The following is a 13,605-nucleotide window of genomic DNA, read 5'->3' on the forward strand; positions in this document are numbered from 1 at the left end:
TTAAGCGGTTTTGGCGGTGAGACGGTCGAGCCAGTTCCTGGCGATCGTCACGTCCGCTTGGGACAGACCGTGTCCCGTCGGCAGGATCTTGTGGTCGACCTCGGCGCCGGCGGCGGTCAACTGGGCCGCGAGCCGCGCCGCGTTGTCGGCCGGGATGATCGGGTCCATCGACCCGGAGAGCATCAGCACCGGCTTGCCGGACAGGTCGCCAGAGGGTGTGTCGGCCAGCGGCACCATGGCTCGCAGCAGCACGGCGCCGGCCAGCACCTCGGGACGGAGGACGAGCAGGGCCGCGGCGATGTTGGCGCCGTTGGAGAACCCGACCGCGATCGGGGCCGCCAAGCCATGGGCGTCGCGCGCCTCCTGGATGAAATCGGCCAGTTCGGCGGCGCGGCGGCGCACGTCCGCCTCGTCGAACACGCCTTCGGCCAAGCGCCGGAAGAACCGGGGCATGCCCCCCTCCAGCACCTTGCCGCGAGGGGAGAGCAGGGCCGAGCCGGGGGCGAGCATGCCCCCGAGCGGCAGAAGGTCGTTCTCGTCGCCGCCGGTGCCGTGCAGCAGCAGGATCGGCGGCTTGCCCGGCACGGTCGCCGGTTCGAAGCGGTGGATGAACGATAGGGACGTGGTGGTCATGTCCAGGGTCTCCTTATCTTCCCGCAGTCATCTTCCCACGGGTCTCACGCGACTTGTGGCAGGACGGCCTCGATCTCGTCGCGGCGCGGCTCCAGGAAGTCCGGCAGCTTCAACGACTGGCCCAAGGTGGTCACCGGCTCGTCGACCGCGAAGCCGGGCTCGTCGGTGGCGATCTCGAACAGGACGCCGCCCGGCTCCCGGAAATAGACGGACCGGAAGTAGTTGCGGTCCTTTTGCTCCGTCGTCCGGATGCCGTGGTTCCGCGCCAGCTTCTCCACCATCTCCGCCTGGGCGGCATCGTCGGCGGCCCGGAAGGCGACGTGGTGAACCGAGCCGGCACCCATCCGCGCCGGCAGGAAACCGCCCGCCACCCGGATGTCGACGATGCCGCCGATGGAAGCACCCTCCGCCTTGAAGCGGACGACGGTGCCTTCCTGTCCGATCCGGGTGAAGCCCAGAACGTCGGTCAGGATGGTGCCGGTGGCGCCCTCTTCCTTCAGCAGCAGGCTGACGCCGTGGAAGCCGCGGATCGCGTGCTCCGCCGGGATGTCGCCGTCGGTCCAAGCGGCCTCGTCGCCGATGCCGGGAACGGCGGCCAAAGCCAGCCGCATGCCATCGGGATCACGGAACGGCAGGACGGTCTCGCCGAAACGCTTTTCCGGGGCCTCGTGGCGGACGCCGTGCGCGATCAGCCGGTGCGTCCAATACCCGAGCGACTGGGCGGGGATGCGGAAGACGGTTTCCTGCGTTTCCCCAATGCCGAGCCGGCCGGGTGCCACATGTTCCCACGGGAAGAAGGTCAGGATCGACCCGGGGCTGCCGACCTCGTCACCATAATAGAAGTGGTAGGTGCCGGGATCGTCGAAATTGACCGTCTTCTTGACCAGGCGCAGTCCAAGGATGCCGCCATAGAATTCAAGATTGCGATAGGTTGGTCCAGCGATGGCCGTGACGTGGTGAATACCGTTCCGGGTCATTGTCTTGCCCTCCGTGGCGGACGGGAAATACTGTTCCGGCCTCGCCTTGTTCTCGGTGCGTCGTTTTGTCTGAACCAAAGATGGCGTTTATCGGCTGTTTTGCCTATGGGGTATCGATTGCATCCATGCAATGCTACGAGTGCGTCGTCGCAGTTGGTCTTGCGATCGGGAAATCGGCGGAAGGGAGATGCTCGATGGCGGAGCCGTACAAGAACCTCGCCTGGGACGACTTCCGCCTGATCCGCGCCATCGCGGAGGCCAAGGGGCTGCCGGCCGCTGCGCAGCAGCTTGGTGTCAACCACTCGACCGTGTTCCGGCGGTTGCGCCAGATCGAGGCGGCGCTGGGCACCGCCTTGTTCGAGCGGCACCGGGTCGGCTACGCGCCGACGGCGGCGGGCGAGGAGATGGTGGCCTTGGCGGCACGGCTGGAGGAGGACATCACCGCCTTCACCCGCAAGGTGTCGGGGCGGGAGCCGTCACCAGCCGGTGAGCTGCGGGTCACGACCAACGACAGCTTGCTGGTCCATTTGCTGACGCCACTGTTCGCGCTGTTCCTGGAACAGTGCCCGGAGATGCGGCTGGACATCGTGCTGAGCAACCAGCCGCTGAACCTGTCGAAGCGCGATGCCGACGTGGCGATCCGCGCCACCGACAGCCCGCCGGAAACGCTGGTCGGCCGCCGCGTCGCCAGCATCGGCTGGGCGCTGTACGGCCGGGCCGCCGATTTCCCCGAGCCGGGCGATCTGGGAATGGCGGCGCTGTACCAGCGGCGCTGGGTGTCGCTGAGCGAGGATCTGGCCACCATGAAGGTGGTCCGGCGCGTGCGCGAGAACGTGGCGCCGGAACGGGTGGCTTATCGGACCAACTCGGTCCTGGGGTTGGGCGAGGCGGTCGAGGCCGGTCTGGGGATCGGGCACCTGCCGTGCTTCATCGCCGATGTCCGGCCGTCGCTGGTTCGGCTGGCCGCCCCCGATCCCGATCTGGCCGCCGACCTATGGCTGCTGACCCACCCCGACCTCCGCCACGCGCCGCGCGTCCGCGTGTTCCTGGACTTCATGGCGGCGGAGATCGGACGGCGGCGGCGGCTGATCGAGGGGGTGGTTCATCCGGGCGGCGATTGAAGGTACAACCGTAGGTCGGCTAGAGCGAAGCGGCAGCCGACGGGCAGGAGTGTTGTGAGTGGTGTCGGCTGCCGCTTCGCTCTAGCCGACCTACGAAATGCATAAGTTGGTAGTTATCCTGCGTTCAGGGGCGGTTCATGTCAGCGGTGGTTACTGGGTCGCCAATGGGCAGCCGCCTTGGTCGAGCGGGCGGAACGCCTGATCCGCCGGGATCGTCTTGACCAGCTTGTAGAAGTCGTAGTCACCCTTGGACTCGTCCGGCGACTTGACCTGGAAGACGTGCATCTCGTGGATCACCCGGCCATCGACGCGGACCTTGCCCTTGCCGAACAGGGGATCGTCGGTCGGGATCTCCTTCATGGCGGCGGCGACGGCGGCGCCGTCGGTCGAGTTGGCGGCCTTGACGGCCTTCAGGTAGTGAAGTGCTCCGGAATAGACGCCCGCTTGGTTGGCGGTCGGGCGGCGGCCGTTCATCCGCTCGGCGAAGCGGTCGGAGAACGCCCGCGTCTCGGTCGTCATGTCCCAGTAGAACGGTTCGGTCAGGTACAGGCCCTGGGCCGATTCCAAGCCGACGGCGGACACGTCGCTCAACTGCATCAACAGCGCCGCCAGATGCTGGCCGCCGCTGGTGATGCCGAATTCCGCCGCCTGCTTGACCGAGGTCACCGTGTCGCCGACCGCGTTGGCGAGGCCGATGATGTTGGCGCCGCTGGCCTGGGCTTGCAGCAGGAAGGACGAGAAGTCGGAGTTGTTGGTCGGGTGCCGGACACCGCCGACCACCGTTCCGCCATTCGCCTTGACCACGGCGGAGGCGTCCTGTTCCAGCGAGTGGCCGAAGGCGTAGTCGGCGGTCAGGAAGAACCAGCTCTTGCCGACCGTCTCGGTCACCACCTTGGCGGTGCCGTTGGACAAGGCCCAGGTGTCGTAGGTCCAGTGGATCGTGTTGGGCGAGCATTTCGGACCGGTCAGGGCGGTCGTGCCGGGTCCCGACGCCACCAGCAGCGCCTTGGAGCCGCGCGTCACCTCGCTGACAGCCAGCGCCACCGACGAGAACGGGACGTCGAGCACGGCGTTGACGCTCTCCTGCTCGACCCAGCGGCGCGCGGTGGCCGAGCCGATGTCCGGCTTGTTCTGGTGGTCGGCCGAGATCACCTCGATCTTGGCGCCGGGAAGTTGCGCCGCGAAATCCTCCGCCGCCAGTTGCGCCGCCACGACGGAGCCGGTGCCGGTGCTGTCCGACGCGAAGCCGCTGATATCGGTCAGCACGCCGAGCTTGACCCGGCCGCCGGCGATCTCGGCCGAGGCGGGAAGGGCGGCGGACAGCAGGGCCACGGCGCTGACGGCCATCAGGCCGATCGTCTTCATGCTCTTCAAGGTTTCCTCCACTGATTTTGTTATGGTTTTCGCTGCTGCCATCAGGTCCTGGCGCCGGAGCGCAGGTCCTGGAGAACGGTCTGGGCGACGTCGATCCGGACGGTGCCGCGCTCGACCAGCACGCGGGCGACTTGGTCGATCTCCCCGCCGGCGGCCCCGGCCATCATCGCGATGTTCTGGGCGTGGAGCGCCATGTGGCCCTTCTGGATGCCGGTGGTGGCGAGCGCCTTGAGGGCGGAGAAGTTCTGCGCCAATCCCACCGCCGCGATGACGCGGGCCAGCCGTTCGGCGGTCTTGACGCCGAGGATCTTGAGCGCCGCCTGGGCGGTCGGGTGGACCTTGGTGGCGCCGCCGATCAATCCGACGGGCATCGGCACCTCGATCGAGCCGCTGAGGTGGCCGTCGGCCGTCTTCTCGAACCGGGTCAGGCTGCCGTAATGGCCGCCGCGCGCCGCGAAGGCGTGGGCGCCTGCCTCCACGGCGCGGGTGTCGTTGCCGGTCGCCAGCACGACGGCGCTGATGCCGTTCATGATTCCCTTGTTATGGGTCGCAGCGCGGTAGGGATCGGCGGCGGCGAAGTGATAGGCGCTGATGATGCCGTCCCTGACGGCGGGTCCGCCCAATTCCTCGGTGGGCCAGACGGCGTGGGCGCGGGCCAGCCTGCGGTCGGCGAGGTTGGACAGGATGCGGAGATAGACCTTGCCGCCGGTCCAGCCCTCGACATGGGGCGCCACCTTCTCCGCCATGGTGTTGACGGCGTTGGCGCCCATGGCGTCGCGGGTGTCGACGATCAGGTGGGTGATCAGCATCGGGCCGCTCAGCGTGTCGAGCACCCGGACCTCCAGGTCGCGGAAGCCCCCGCCGAACTTCAGCAGGACGGGATCGCAGTCGTCGCACAGCTGTTTGATCTCGGAGTACCGGTCCAGCACGCGGAGCCGCGCCGCGTGGGGATCGGCGATGCCGACCGCCTGGATCTGGGCGATCATCAGCGTTCCGGACATCGACGTGGTGAAACCGCCCGCGTCGTAGCACTGCCGGGCGGCGTTGCAGACGGCGGCCACGACCGACGACTCCTCGGTCGCCATGGGGATCAGCACGTCCTCGCCATCGACCTTCATGTTGGTCGCGATGCCGAGCGGGATGTTCATGGCGCCGATGACGTTCTCGACCAGCCGGTCCGCCAGCTGGATGTCGAGGTTGCCGGTGCGCGCCAGACCTTCGGCCATGCCGGCGTCGAGCCCGGTGAACTCGGCGACGATCCTCAGCCGCTCCTCGGGGGATTTGCGATGGAAACCGGAAATGCGGGAACCGCGCTCGCTCTCGGCCATGGGCAGCCTCTTCCTCCAGGGTTTTTTGTTGACCGTACACTCCGGCATGGGAGGATCCTCGCCAAGGGACAGTTGGCGCGATTATCCCTGGCACTGTACCAATGGATCGGCTGGGACAGTTGAGGGGAGACTGGTGGAGGAGGGCGGTGGCGTGACGCGGGTCGGCGAGATCATCGGGAAGATCGGCGCCCAGATCGACGGTGGGCTGCTGAAGCCGGGCGAGCGGTTGCTGTCGGTGCGGGCTGGTGCCGTGGAGCATGGCGTCTCCAAAAACACCATGGCGGAAGCGTATGACAGGATGGTGGCGCGCGGGTTGCTGGAGGCCAAGCAGGGATCGGGCTACTTCGTGGCGGCGGCCAGGAGCCCGGCGCTCGACACCAGATCCACCCATGTGGTGGACGCGGTGGATCTGGTGTCGCTGCTGCGCGAGCAGCTGGACCAGCATTACGCCGTGCGGGTCGGCGACGGCCGGCCGCCGCCGTCCTGGATGAAGAAGTTCGAGCTGGGCAGCCACCTGCGCGGCATCAAGACCCCGTTCGCTGGCGAGGCCGGGCATGGCTATGGCAGCCCGTGGGGCTTTGGACCCCTGCGCGAGCGGATCGCGTTGACGCTGGCCGAGCGCGGCGTCACGGTCGGGGCCGACCAGATCCTGCTGACGCAGGGCGCCAACCACGCGTTGGATCTGGTGGTGCGCCACCTGCTGGAGCCGGGTGACACCGTGCTGGTGGACAGCCCGGGCTATTATCCGCTGTTCGGCAAGCTTAAGCTCGCCAAGGTGCCGTTCGTCGGTGTCCGGCGTCTCCATGACGGCCCCGACCTGGACGACCTCGCGGCCAAGGCCGCCGCCCTGAAGCCCAAGGCGTTCTTCACCCAGTCGCTGGCCCACAACCCGACCGGCGGGTCGATCAGCCTGCCGGTGGCGCACCGGCTGCTCCAACTCGCGGACCGCCACGGCTTCCACGTGGTCGAGGACGATCCCTTCGCCGATATCCTGCCGGCATCGAGCCCCCGGCTGGCGGCGCTCGACCAGCTTGACCGGGTGATCCATGTCGGGACCTTCTCCAAGACCTTGTCGGCCAGCCTGAGGGTCGGCTTCATCGCGGCCAAACCGGCGCTGGCGAAGACCCTGTGCGACCTGAAGATGCTGACGGTGGTCAGCACGTCCGACTATGTCGAGCGCGTGGTCCATAGCCTGATCGTCAGTGGCCAGTATCTGCGCCATCTGCGGGGATTGAAGGCCCATGTCGCGGAGGCGACCGCCAGCGTCCTGCCCAGCCTCCAGTCCGTAGGATTCGAGACGCCGGTTGCTCCCGCCGGCGGCTATTATGTCTGGGGCGTCCTGCCGCCCGGCACCGACGAGGTGGCGCTGGTCAAGGCGGCGGCGGCCGAAAGCATCTTCGTGGCGCCCGGCTTCGTCTTCGCCGCCGACCGCAGGACGGAGCGCCCGGCCATGCGGCTCAACATCGCCTGCGCGGGAGACCCGCGCTTCCTGGACTTCATCCGGCGGCACCTGTGATGGCGGCGGCGACGGGCGGGGTGTATGGTCCGGCTCGACCATGACCGCATCCATCGCACCTTCGATCCTGGAGACCGACGCTCCGCTGCGGGAGCTGCTGCCCCTGCTCGCCCAGCATGACGGCGGCGTGGCGCGCGCGGAGGTCGGCGCGGTGGCGATCGTCTCGGCGCCGCTGGCGCAACGGCTTCGCGAGGTGCCGGTGCTGAAACATTGCCTGGTGGCGGTGCTCGACGGCGAGAAGCACATTCAGTGGGAAGGCGAAGGCGGAAAAGGAACGTCGGTGGTGCCGTCCGGCTGGTTCGTGGCGCTGCGGGCCGGCGAGCGGCCCAATATCGCCAACCTGCCCGACCCTGCTGGGCGAGCTTACCGCGCCTTCGCCATGGTGTTCGACCGGGAGACGCTGACGGTCCCGCACCCGGTCGCGGGGCGGAAAGCCGGGGCTGGTCACGTCGTGCTGGAGCCCGGCGCGGACCTGACGCAATCCTTCATCCACGCCGTCGGCGGGCTGCTCTCGCCCCGCCTGTCGGTGGAGGTCGCCCGCCACCGGATGGCCGAGGTGGTGCTGGCGCTGGCCGAGCGGGGCGTCGGGTGGTCGGCGGCGGATGCCGAGGGGCCGATCCAGAAGATCCGCCTGATGATCGCGGCGCGTCCGGAACTGCCGTGGACCGCCGCCGACGCCGCCCGGCTGCTGGAGGTCTCCGAGGCGACTTTGCGGCGCCGGCTGGCGGCGGAGGGTACCTGCTTCCGCGAGATCCTGGCTGAGCGCAGGCTGTCCCATGGGCTGGCGCTGCTCCAGACCTCGCGCGCCGGAATCGTCGAGGTGGCGCACGCCTGCGGCTATGATTCGCCGTCGCGGTTCTCCAGCCGGTTCCGCGAGCGGTTTGGCATGCCGCCATCCGAGGTGAGGGGCGGCTGGAATAGCGGCGCCGTGAGCGAAGCGGGACGGGAATTGAGCGGTAGCGGCGCGCGGAGCGGGCGGGGACCCGGCTAGCGTTCTCCCGGAAATTCTGACTTGGGAGAATCGCAGATGAAAGCCGCATCGTCGCCGCTGGTCTTGGCCGGCGCCCTCACATACGCCTTGCTGGCGGGTCCCGCCCTCGCCGCGGACGAGTTCCGCCTGTCCAGCCCCGATGTCGCGGAGGGCAAGACGCTCGCCGCGGCCCAGGTGCTGAACGGGTTCGGCTGCACCGGGGGCAACGTCTCGCCGGCCTTGTCCTGGACGGGAGCGCCCGCCGACACCAAGAGCTTCGCCGTCACGCTCTATGACCCCGACGCGCCCACGGGTAGCGGCTGGTGGCACTGGATCGTCTTCAACCTTCCGGCGTCGGTCACATCGCTTCCCGCGGGTGCCGGCGACCTCGCCAAGCGCATCCTGCCGGCCGGAGCCGTCCCCGGCCGCACCGATTTCGGCGGCTCGGACTTCGGCGGAGCCTGTCCGCCCGCTGGCGACAAGCCGCATCGCTACATCTTCTCGGTCCACGCCCTGAATGTCGACAGCCTGCCGCTCGACAGTCAGGCGTCAGGCGCCATGGTCGGCTTCTTCGTCAACGCCAACACGATCGCCAAGGCGACGGTGACGGCTGTCTACGGGCGGTGACAGTAAGTCGTACTAATTCGTAGGTCGGGTAGAGCGCAGCGGCACCCGACATCAACTCGCCTGCTTTGTCGGGTGCCGCTGCGCTCTACCCGACCTACGGCCTGATATAATTACCGTATTGGCTTTCTTTTCGTGTCGCGGTCAATCAGGTCAAGAAATTTCCCGATTGCTTCACGCCCCCTCAACCCTCCACCCTGCTGATCAAGCCGTGCTGGCGGGCGAAGGCGAAGATGCCGCCGGCGTCGAGGATGCCTTGGACCTCGCCGAGCGAGCGTAGCGCGTGGCGGGTGCTGCGGGTGGCGTTCTCGACTTCCAGGGCGTCCAGGTCGATGATCAGGCGGTCGCCGGTCCGGGTCACCTTGTTCAGCGAGTCGTCCGTCTCGATCGGGCTGAAGCGGGCGCCGGCCACGACGTTGCGGTAGAAGATGCGGGCGTAGCTGTTGGCGATGACGGCTTGGACGCCGGCGATCTCCAGGCAGGCCGGGGCGTGCTCGCGGCTCGATCCGCTGCCGAAGTTGTCGCCCGCCACGATGATGGCGTAGGGGCTCCGCCAGCCCTCCGGCACGAAGGGGCCGTCGCATTGGTGGTCGGGCACTCCCGACAGGGCGAAGCGGCCGTATTGCTTGCGCTCCTCCTCGTCGGCCAGGGAGTAGACGAGATGTTCGGCGGGAATGATCTGGTCTGTGTCGATGTCGTCACCGAGCACATAGGCCAGCCCTTCGATGCGGGTCTTCATGCCGACTGTTCCGCGCGCAGATAATTGATCAGGCCGCCGGCCTCCAGGATCTTGCCCGGCAGGCCGGTGATCGGCTCGAACTTCCAGGTTCGGCCGTTGTCCAGGTCGTTCAGCACGCCGGCGGCGAGGACGATCGACAGGCGGTGGCCATCGGGGATGTCCTCGGCTTCCGGCAGCACGATCACCGGCAGCGCGTTGTTGATCGCGTTGCGGGCGAAGATGCGGGCGTAGCCGAGCGCCACGATGGCGCCGACACCCAGCGTCTTCAGCACGACCGGCGCCTGCTCGCGGCTGGAGCCGCAGCCGAAGTTGCGGCCGGCCACGACGATGTCGCCCGGCTGGCACTGGGCCGCGAAATCCGTCCGCTGGGTTTCCAGGCAGTGGGTCGCCATCTGGGTCAGCGATCCCAGCACCAGGTACTGGGACGGGATGATCTGGTCGGTGTCGATGTCGTGGCCGAGCTTCCAGCTCCGGCCACTGATCGGGGTGGATTCGGATGGGACTGCGGGGGTCGCGGTCATCAGAGGTATTCCCTGGGGTCGGTGATCTTGCCGGCGATGGCGGAGGCGGCGACGGTGGCGGGGCTCGACAGGTAGATGTTGCTCTCGGCGCTGCCGGCGCGGCCCTTGAAGTTGCGGTTGCCGCTGGAGATCATGGTCTGGCCGGCGGACAGCACGCCCTGGCAGGCGCCCCAGCAAGCCGAGCAGCCGGGATGGTTGACGATGGCGCCGGCGCTCATGAAGGTCTCGAGCAAGCCTTCGCGCATGCCCTGGAGATAGACCGAGCGGGACGCCGGGGTCACCATGAAGCGGACGCCGGGGGCGACCTTGTGGCCAGCGAGGATGCCGGCGGCCTCGCGGAGGTCCTCGATCCGTCCATTGGTGCAGGCGCCGAGGAAAGCTTGGTCGATCGCGACGCCGGCCGTCTCGCCGATGTCGACCACGTTGTCGACCGAGTGGGGTCTGGCGACCTGCGGGCTCAGCGAGGCCAGATCGATGTGGTAGGTCTGTTCGTAGACCGCGTCCGGATCGGAGAACAGGGTGGGATCGGGCTCCGGCGCGCTACCGCGGATCGCGCGGATGTAGGCATAGGTGGCGGCGTCGGGTGCTATCATGCTGGACTTGGCGCCGGTCTCGGTCGTCATGTTGCACAGCGTGAAGCGCTGCGGCACGGCGATGCCGTCCAGCCCCGGCCCGGTGAACTCGACCGCCTTGTAGGTCAGCCCGCTGATCGAGGTTTGCTTGATCAGGTTGAGGATGATGTCCTTGCTGTAGACGCCCGCCGGCAGCGTGCCGGTCAGCTCGACCTTGACCGAGTGGGGCACCTGGAGCCACGTCTCCCCCCGGACCATGACTGCGACCACGTCGGTCGAGCCCATGCCGCACGAGACCGCGCCGATCACGCCATAGGAGTTGGTGTGGCTGTCGGCGCCGACCACCAGCATGCCCGGCTCGACGTGCTTCTCCATCATCACCTGATGGCAGATCCCCTCGGTCTCGTAGAAATGGGTCAGCCCAAGCCGCTCGGCGAACTTGCGCGAAAGCTGGTGGACCTCGGCTGTCTGGGGCGAATCGGCGGGGACTTGGTGGTCCATGATCAGGATCACGCGGTCCTTGTCGAACACCTTGGTCGCCTTGACCTTGTTGTCGAAGATGTCGATGTTCAGGCGCATGGTCGCGTCGTTGGCCATGCAGAGATCGACCTTGGCCGACACGATCTGGCCGGGTTTGACCATGTCCAAGCCGGCGTGCCGCGCGATGATCTTCTCGGTAAGCGTCATGCTCATGGGGGGAAAGCTCCCGACTTTCAGTGTTTCAGGAATTCGCGCGGGTCGGTGACGCGGCCGGTCAGCGCGCTGGCGGCGACGGTCAGTGGGCTGGCCAGGAAGACCTCGGCGCTGCGGGCGCCCATCCGGCCGGGGAAATTGCGGTTGGTGGTGGACAGCACCTTCTGGGTGTCGGTGGCGCGGCCGAAGGTGTCGAGCGGACCGCCCAGGCAGGCGCCGCACGACGGCGGACCGACCCGGCAGCCGGCCTCGGTGAAGATGTCGAGCAGGGCCACGCCATCGACCGCCGTGGTCTTGAGCGCCCGTTCGACATCGGTCGTGGCCGGCACCACGAAGGTGTCGATCGCGACGCGCCGTCCCGCCAGGATGCGGGCGGCGGCGGTGAAGTCCTCGATCTTGCCGCCCGTGCAGGAACCGATGTAGCAGCGGTCCAGGGTGACGTCGCCGAGCGACCGGGCCTCCGCGTAGTTGTCCGGGCTGTGCGGCTTGGCGACGCCGGGAGCGAGGTCGGCGCTGACATAGGTGCGACGGCTGTGATACGCCGCGTCGGCGTCGGGAGTCAGGAATTCCCGCACCGTCTTGCCGCGCTCCCTCATATAGGCTTCGGTCTTGGCGTCGGCGGCGACGATGCCGTTCTTGCCGCCCGCCTCGATCACCATGTTGCAGAGGGTCATCCTCTCCTCCATGGAGAGCGAGACGATGCCGTCTCCACCGAACTCCATCGCGCGGTAGGCGGCACCGTCGCAGCCGATGTCGCCGATGACGCGGAGGATCAGGTCCTTGGCCATCAGATAGGGTGGCAGCGGACCCTCGAAGTCGAATCGCATCGTCTCCGGCACCTTCAGCCACTGCTTGCCGGTGCCCAGGATGAAGGCGCCGTCGGTGTTGCCGATGCCGGTCGCGAACATGCCGAAGGCGCCGGAGGTGCAGGTGTGCGAATCCGTTCCGAACAGGATGCCGCCGGGTTGGTTGAATCCCTCCGACGCCAGCGTGACGTGGCAGACGCCCTTGTAATTGGGGGTGCCCGGCTTGAAGAAGTGGGTGATGCCGTGCTTCTCGACGAAGCCGGAAAGCACGTCGATGTTGCGGCGCGCCAGCGGATCCTCGGTGAAGATGTAGTGGTCGGGGATCACGATGACCTTGTCGCGGTCCCAGGCGGCGGCGTTGGCGCCGAATTCACGCTCGAAGATCCGGAACACCTCGGGTCCGAACACGTCGTGGGTCATGAGTAGGTCGGCCTGGACCCAAATCGTCTCCCCCGGAGTCACGGTCTCGCGGCCAGCGCCGCGCGCCAGGATCTTCTCCGTCAGTGTCTGTCCCATCGATCACCCCATCTGCGGACCAGGTCCCCGGAGCGCCCACGTCGCCCGTCCCGATCCCCGCACCAAACCGCGCCGGCACATCCAGCCAGCGAATTCAAATAGGCAATATCGCATATGACACGAACGATCTGCAATTCATTCCCGTAAAGGACCCTATGATCGATCGCTTTTGGCTACGATGGGAGAGGGAGGCGATGCCTCCACAGCCGTCCGCGCGTGGAATGGCTGACGATGCGGCGTTGGCGATGATGCCGGCCGCAGGCTTTCGCGGCGCTTTGCCGCGGCACCCCGCCGCAGGTCGCCCCGACACCGCCTTCCGCACGCGTGGGACTGCCGAGCTTGTCCCATTTCCGGGATCCGAGACGCTGAAACGCGTTGAATGACCACACGGATGTATTTTCTTGAAACTCTTTCTTGCTTCGGGCTCCTAGAGTTCGCCACCTGCAACTGCAGACCGAAAGGATAAAATTTAGCTATCTTTCTAGTTTGACTCATTCCTAAGATAAGTATAGAAAGTTTTATATAAATCGAACGCATTACGCCTTTCGATGGCGGTGGCGTCCGATAGCAGCCCATCGCCTAGGTCATCCCATACCAATGGCTACCTCCGGTGGCCCGATACCAGTGGAGACAGTAAAATAATGAGTTCCGACACCATCACGAAGAAGAGCGTCAGCTCCGTCCTGGCCGCCCGGATGATCGCCGCGGCCGAGGCCAAGGCGCGCGAACTCGGCATCCCGATGGCGATCAGCATCGCCGACGAGAGCGGCATCCAGAAGGCTTTCGTCCGAATGGACGGCGCGCCGCTGCTGGCGATCCAGGTCGCCGTCAACAAGGCCAAGACCGCCGCCGGGTTCGGCATCCCGACCCATGTTTGGCACGACTTCATCAAGGATGACGCCCCGCTGGCGCTGGGAGCCCCGCACATCCCCGACCTGGTGGTGTTCGGCGGAGGCTATCCGATCAAGGTGGACGACGCGATGATCGGCGCCATCGGCGTCAGCGGCGGCCACTACAGCGACGACATGAAGGTCGCCGAGGCCGCCCTGGCGGTCGTCTCCTGATCCTTCCGGCCTGAACCGCCGTCCCCGGGACCGTGCGCGGTTCCGGGGGAGTTAGTTTCCATTCAGGAAACAAGGCTGACTTTAGCGGGCCCGCCATCGGCGGGCCACGCTCCAACTCGCCCTCGATTCCCACCCCCCCCCCCTCCCGAAC

At 67.3% G+C, this 13,605-nt stretch carries 13 protein-coding genes; 5 read left to right on the forward strand and 8 right to left on the reverse strand.

What is annotated here, in order from left to right; all coding sequences use genetic code 11:
* Entirely contained in the window at nucleotides 1-633 is a 633-nt protein-coding gene (locus N825_RS25575; protein WP_037458317.1) for an alpha/beta hydrolase, read from the reverse strand.
* Nucleotides 634-677: 44 nt separating this feature from the next.
* Nucleotides 678-1,610: a ring-cleaving dioxygenase gene (locus N825_RS25580; protein WP_037458320.1), complete on the reverse strand. Its 933-nt coding sequence runs from the start codon at nucleotides 1,608-1,610 to the stop codon at nucleotides 678-680.
* Nucleotides 1,611-1,804: 194 nt separating this feature from the next.
* Between N825_RS25580 and N825_RS25585 the strand changes: the two genes are divergently transcribed.
* Nucleotides 1,805-2,731 carry a LysR family transcriptional regulator gene (locus N825_RS25585; protein ID WP_037458323.1) on the forward strand — a complete coding sequence of 309 codons (927 nt, stop codon included), beginning with the start codon at nucleotides 1,805-1,807 and terminating at the stop codon, nucleotides 2,729-2,731.
* Nucleotides 2,732-2,881: 150 nt separating this feature from the next.
* On the opposite strand, the gene N825_RS25590 is transcribed toward N825_RS25585, so the two are convergent.
* Entirely contained in the window at nucleotides 2,882-4,096 is a 1,215-nt protein-coding gene (locus tag N825_RS25590; RefSeq protein WP_051513063.1) for an ABC transporter substrate-binding protein, read from the reverse strand.
* 50 nt (nucleotides 4,097-4,146) lie between these two features.
* The gene (locus tag N825_RS25595; RefSeq protein WP_037458324.1) at nucleotides 4,147-5,433 is read right to left on the reverse strand and encodes a hydroxymethylglutaryl-CoA reductase, degradative; all 1,287 of its coding nucleotides are present in this window, start codon (nucleotides 5,431-5,433) and stop codon (nucleotides 4,147-4,149) included.
* A 133-nt stretch (nucleotides 5,434-5,566) separates the two neighbouring features.
* Between N825_RS25595 and N825_RS25600 the strand changes: the two genes are divergently transcribed.
* From N825_RS25600 to N825_RS25610, 3 genes are read left to right on the forward strand one after another with little or no spacing between them, the layout of a single operon-like run.
* Nucleotides 5,567-6,949 (forward strand): aminotransferase-like domain-containing protein, encoded by a 1,383-nt coding sequence (locus tag N825_RS25600; protein WP_037458325.1) that lies wholly within the window; start codon nucleotides 5,567-5,569, stop codon nucleotides 6,947-6,949.
* Between the two features lie 40 nt (nucleotides 6,950-6,989).
* Nucleotides 6,990-7,940, forward strand: a complete 951-nt coding sequence (locus N825_RS36925) for a helix-turn-helix transcriptional regulator (RefSeq protein WP_051513065.1) — start codon at nucleotides 6,990-6,992, stop codon at nucleotides 7,938-7,940.
* Nucleotides 7,941-7,976: 36 nt separating this feature from the next.
* A complete protein-coding gene (locus N825_RS25610; RefSeq protein WP_037458327.1) occupies nucleotides 7,977-8,546 on the forward strand; it encodes a YbhB/YbcL family Raf kinase inhibitor-like protein in 570 nt (189 codons plus the stop codon).
* 181 nt (nucleotides 8,547-8,727) lie between these two features.
* Here N825_RS25610 and N825_RS25615 read toward each other — a convergent pair whose 3' ends face one another.
* From N825_RS25615 to N825_RS25630, 4 genes are read right to left on the reverse strand one after another with little or no spacing between them, the layout of a single operon-like run.
* Complete coding sequence (locus tag N825_RS25615) at nucleotides 8,728-9,282, reverse strand: 3-isopropylmalate dehydratase (RefSeq protein WP_037458329.1); 555 nt, start codon at nucleotides 9,280-9,282, stop codon at nucleotides 8,728-8,730.
* Complete coding sequence (locus N825_RS25620) at nucleotides 9,279-9,803, reverse strand: LeuD/DmdB family oxidoreductase small subunit (protein ID WP_051513067.1); 525 nt, start codon at nucleotides 9,801-9,803, stop codon at nucleotides 9,279-9,281. Before N825_RS25620 ends, N825_RS25615 begins: the two co-directional genes overlap by 4 nt.
* The gene (locus N825_RS25625) at nucleotides 9,803-11,068 is read right to left on the reverse strand and encodes a 3-isopropylmalate dehydratase large subunit (protein WP_037458331.1); all 1,266 of its coding nucleotides are present in this window, start codon (nucleotides 11,066-11,068) and stop codon (nucleotides 9,803-9,805) included. The genes N825_RS25620 and N825_RS25625 overlap by 1 nt, the downstream gene beginning before the upstream one ends.
* Nucleotides 11,069-11,088: 20 nt before the next feature.
* Complete coding sequence (locus tag N825_RS25630) at nucleotides 11,089-12,390, reverse strand: 3-isopropylmalate dehydratase large subunit (RefSeq protein ID WP_037458333.1); 1,302 nt, start codon at nucleotides 12,388-12,390, stop codon at nucleotides 11,089-11,091.
* A 641-nt stretch (nucleotides 12,391-13,031) separates the two neighbouring features.
* Between N825_RS25630 and N825_RS25635 the strand changes: the two genes are divergently transcribed.
* Nucleotides 13,032-13,454: a GlcG/HbpS family heme-binding protein gene (locus N825_RS25635; protein WP_037458335.1), complete on the forward strand. Its 423-nt coding sequence runs from the start codon at nucleotides 13,032-13,034 to the stop codon at nucleotides 13,452-13,454.
* Nucleotides 13,455-13,605 lie beyond the last annotated feature (151 nt).

Source organism: Skermanella stibiiresistens SB22, from assembly GCF_000576635.1.
Lineage (GTDB): Bacteria > Pseudomonadota > Alphaproteobacteria > Azospirillales > Azospirillaceae > Skermanella > Skermanella stibiiresistens.

What these genes read in the sequence shown, in the direction of transcription:
- N825_RS25575 (WP_037458317.1), bottom strand. Translation starts at nt 633, where the DNA reads ATGACCACCACGTCCCTATCGTTCATCCACCGCTTCGAACCGGCGACC.
- N825_RS25580 (WP_037458320.1), bottom strand. Translation starts at nt 1,610, where the DNA reads ATGACCCGGAACGGTATTCACCACGTCACGGCCATCGCTGGACCAACC.
- N825_RS25585 (WP_037458323.1), top strand. Translation starts at nt 1,805, where the DNA reads ATGGCGGAGCCGTACAAGAACCTCGCCTGGGACGACTTCCGCCTGATC.
- N825_RS25590 (WP_051513063.1), bottom strand. Translation starts at nt 4,096, where the DNA reads ATGAAGACGATCGGCCTGATGGCCGTCAGCGCCGTGGCCCTGCTGTCC.
- N825_RS25595 (WP_037458324.1), bottom strand. Translation starts at nt 5,433, where the DNA reads ATGGCCGAGAGCGAGCGCGGTTCCCGCATTTCCGGTTTCCATCGCAAA.
- N825_RS36925 (WP_051513065.1), top strand. Translation starts at nt 6,990, where the DNA reads ATGACCGCATCCATCGCACCTTCGATCCTGGAGACCGACGCTCCGCTG.
- N825_RS25610 (WP_037458327.1), top strand. Translation starts at nt 7,977, where the DNA reads ATGAAAGCCGCATCGTCGCCGCTGGTCTTGGCCGGCGCCCTCACATAC.
- N825_RS25615 (WP_037458329.1), bottom strand. Translation starts at nt 9,282, where the DNA reads ATGAAGACCCGCATCGAAGGGCTGGCCTATGTGCTCGGTGACGACATC.
- N825_RS25620 (WP_051513067.1), bottom strand. Translation starts at nt 9,803, where the DNA reads ATGACCGCGACCCCCGCAGTCCCATCCGAATCCACCCCGATCAGTGGC.
- N825_RS25625 (WP_037458331.1), bottom strand. Translation starts at nt 11,068, where the DNA reads ATGAGCATGACGCTTACCGAGAAGATCATCGCGCGGCACGCCGGCTTG.
- N825_RS25630 (WP_037458333.1), bottom strand. Translation starts at nt 12,390, where the DNA reads ATGGGACAGACACTGACGGAGAAGATCCTGGCGCGCGGCGCTGGCCGC.
- N825_RS25635 (WP_037458335.1), top strand. Translation starts at nt 13,032, where the DNA reads ATGAGTTCCGACACCATCACGAAGAAGAGCGTCAGCTCCGTCCTGGCC.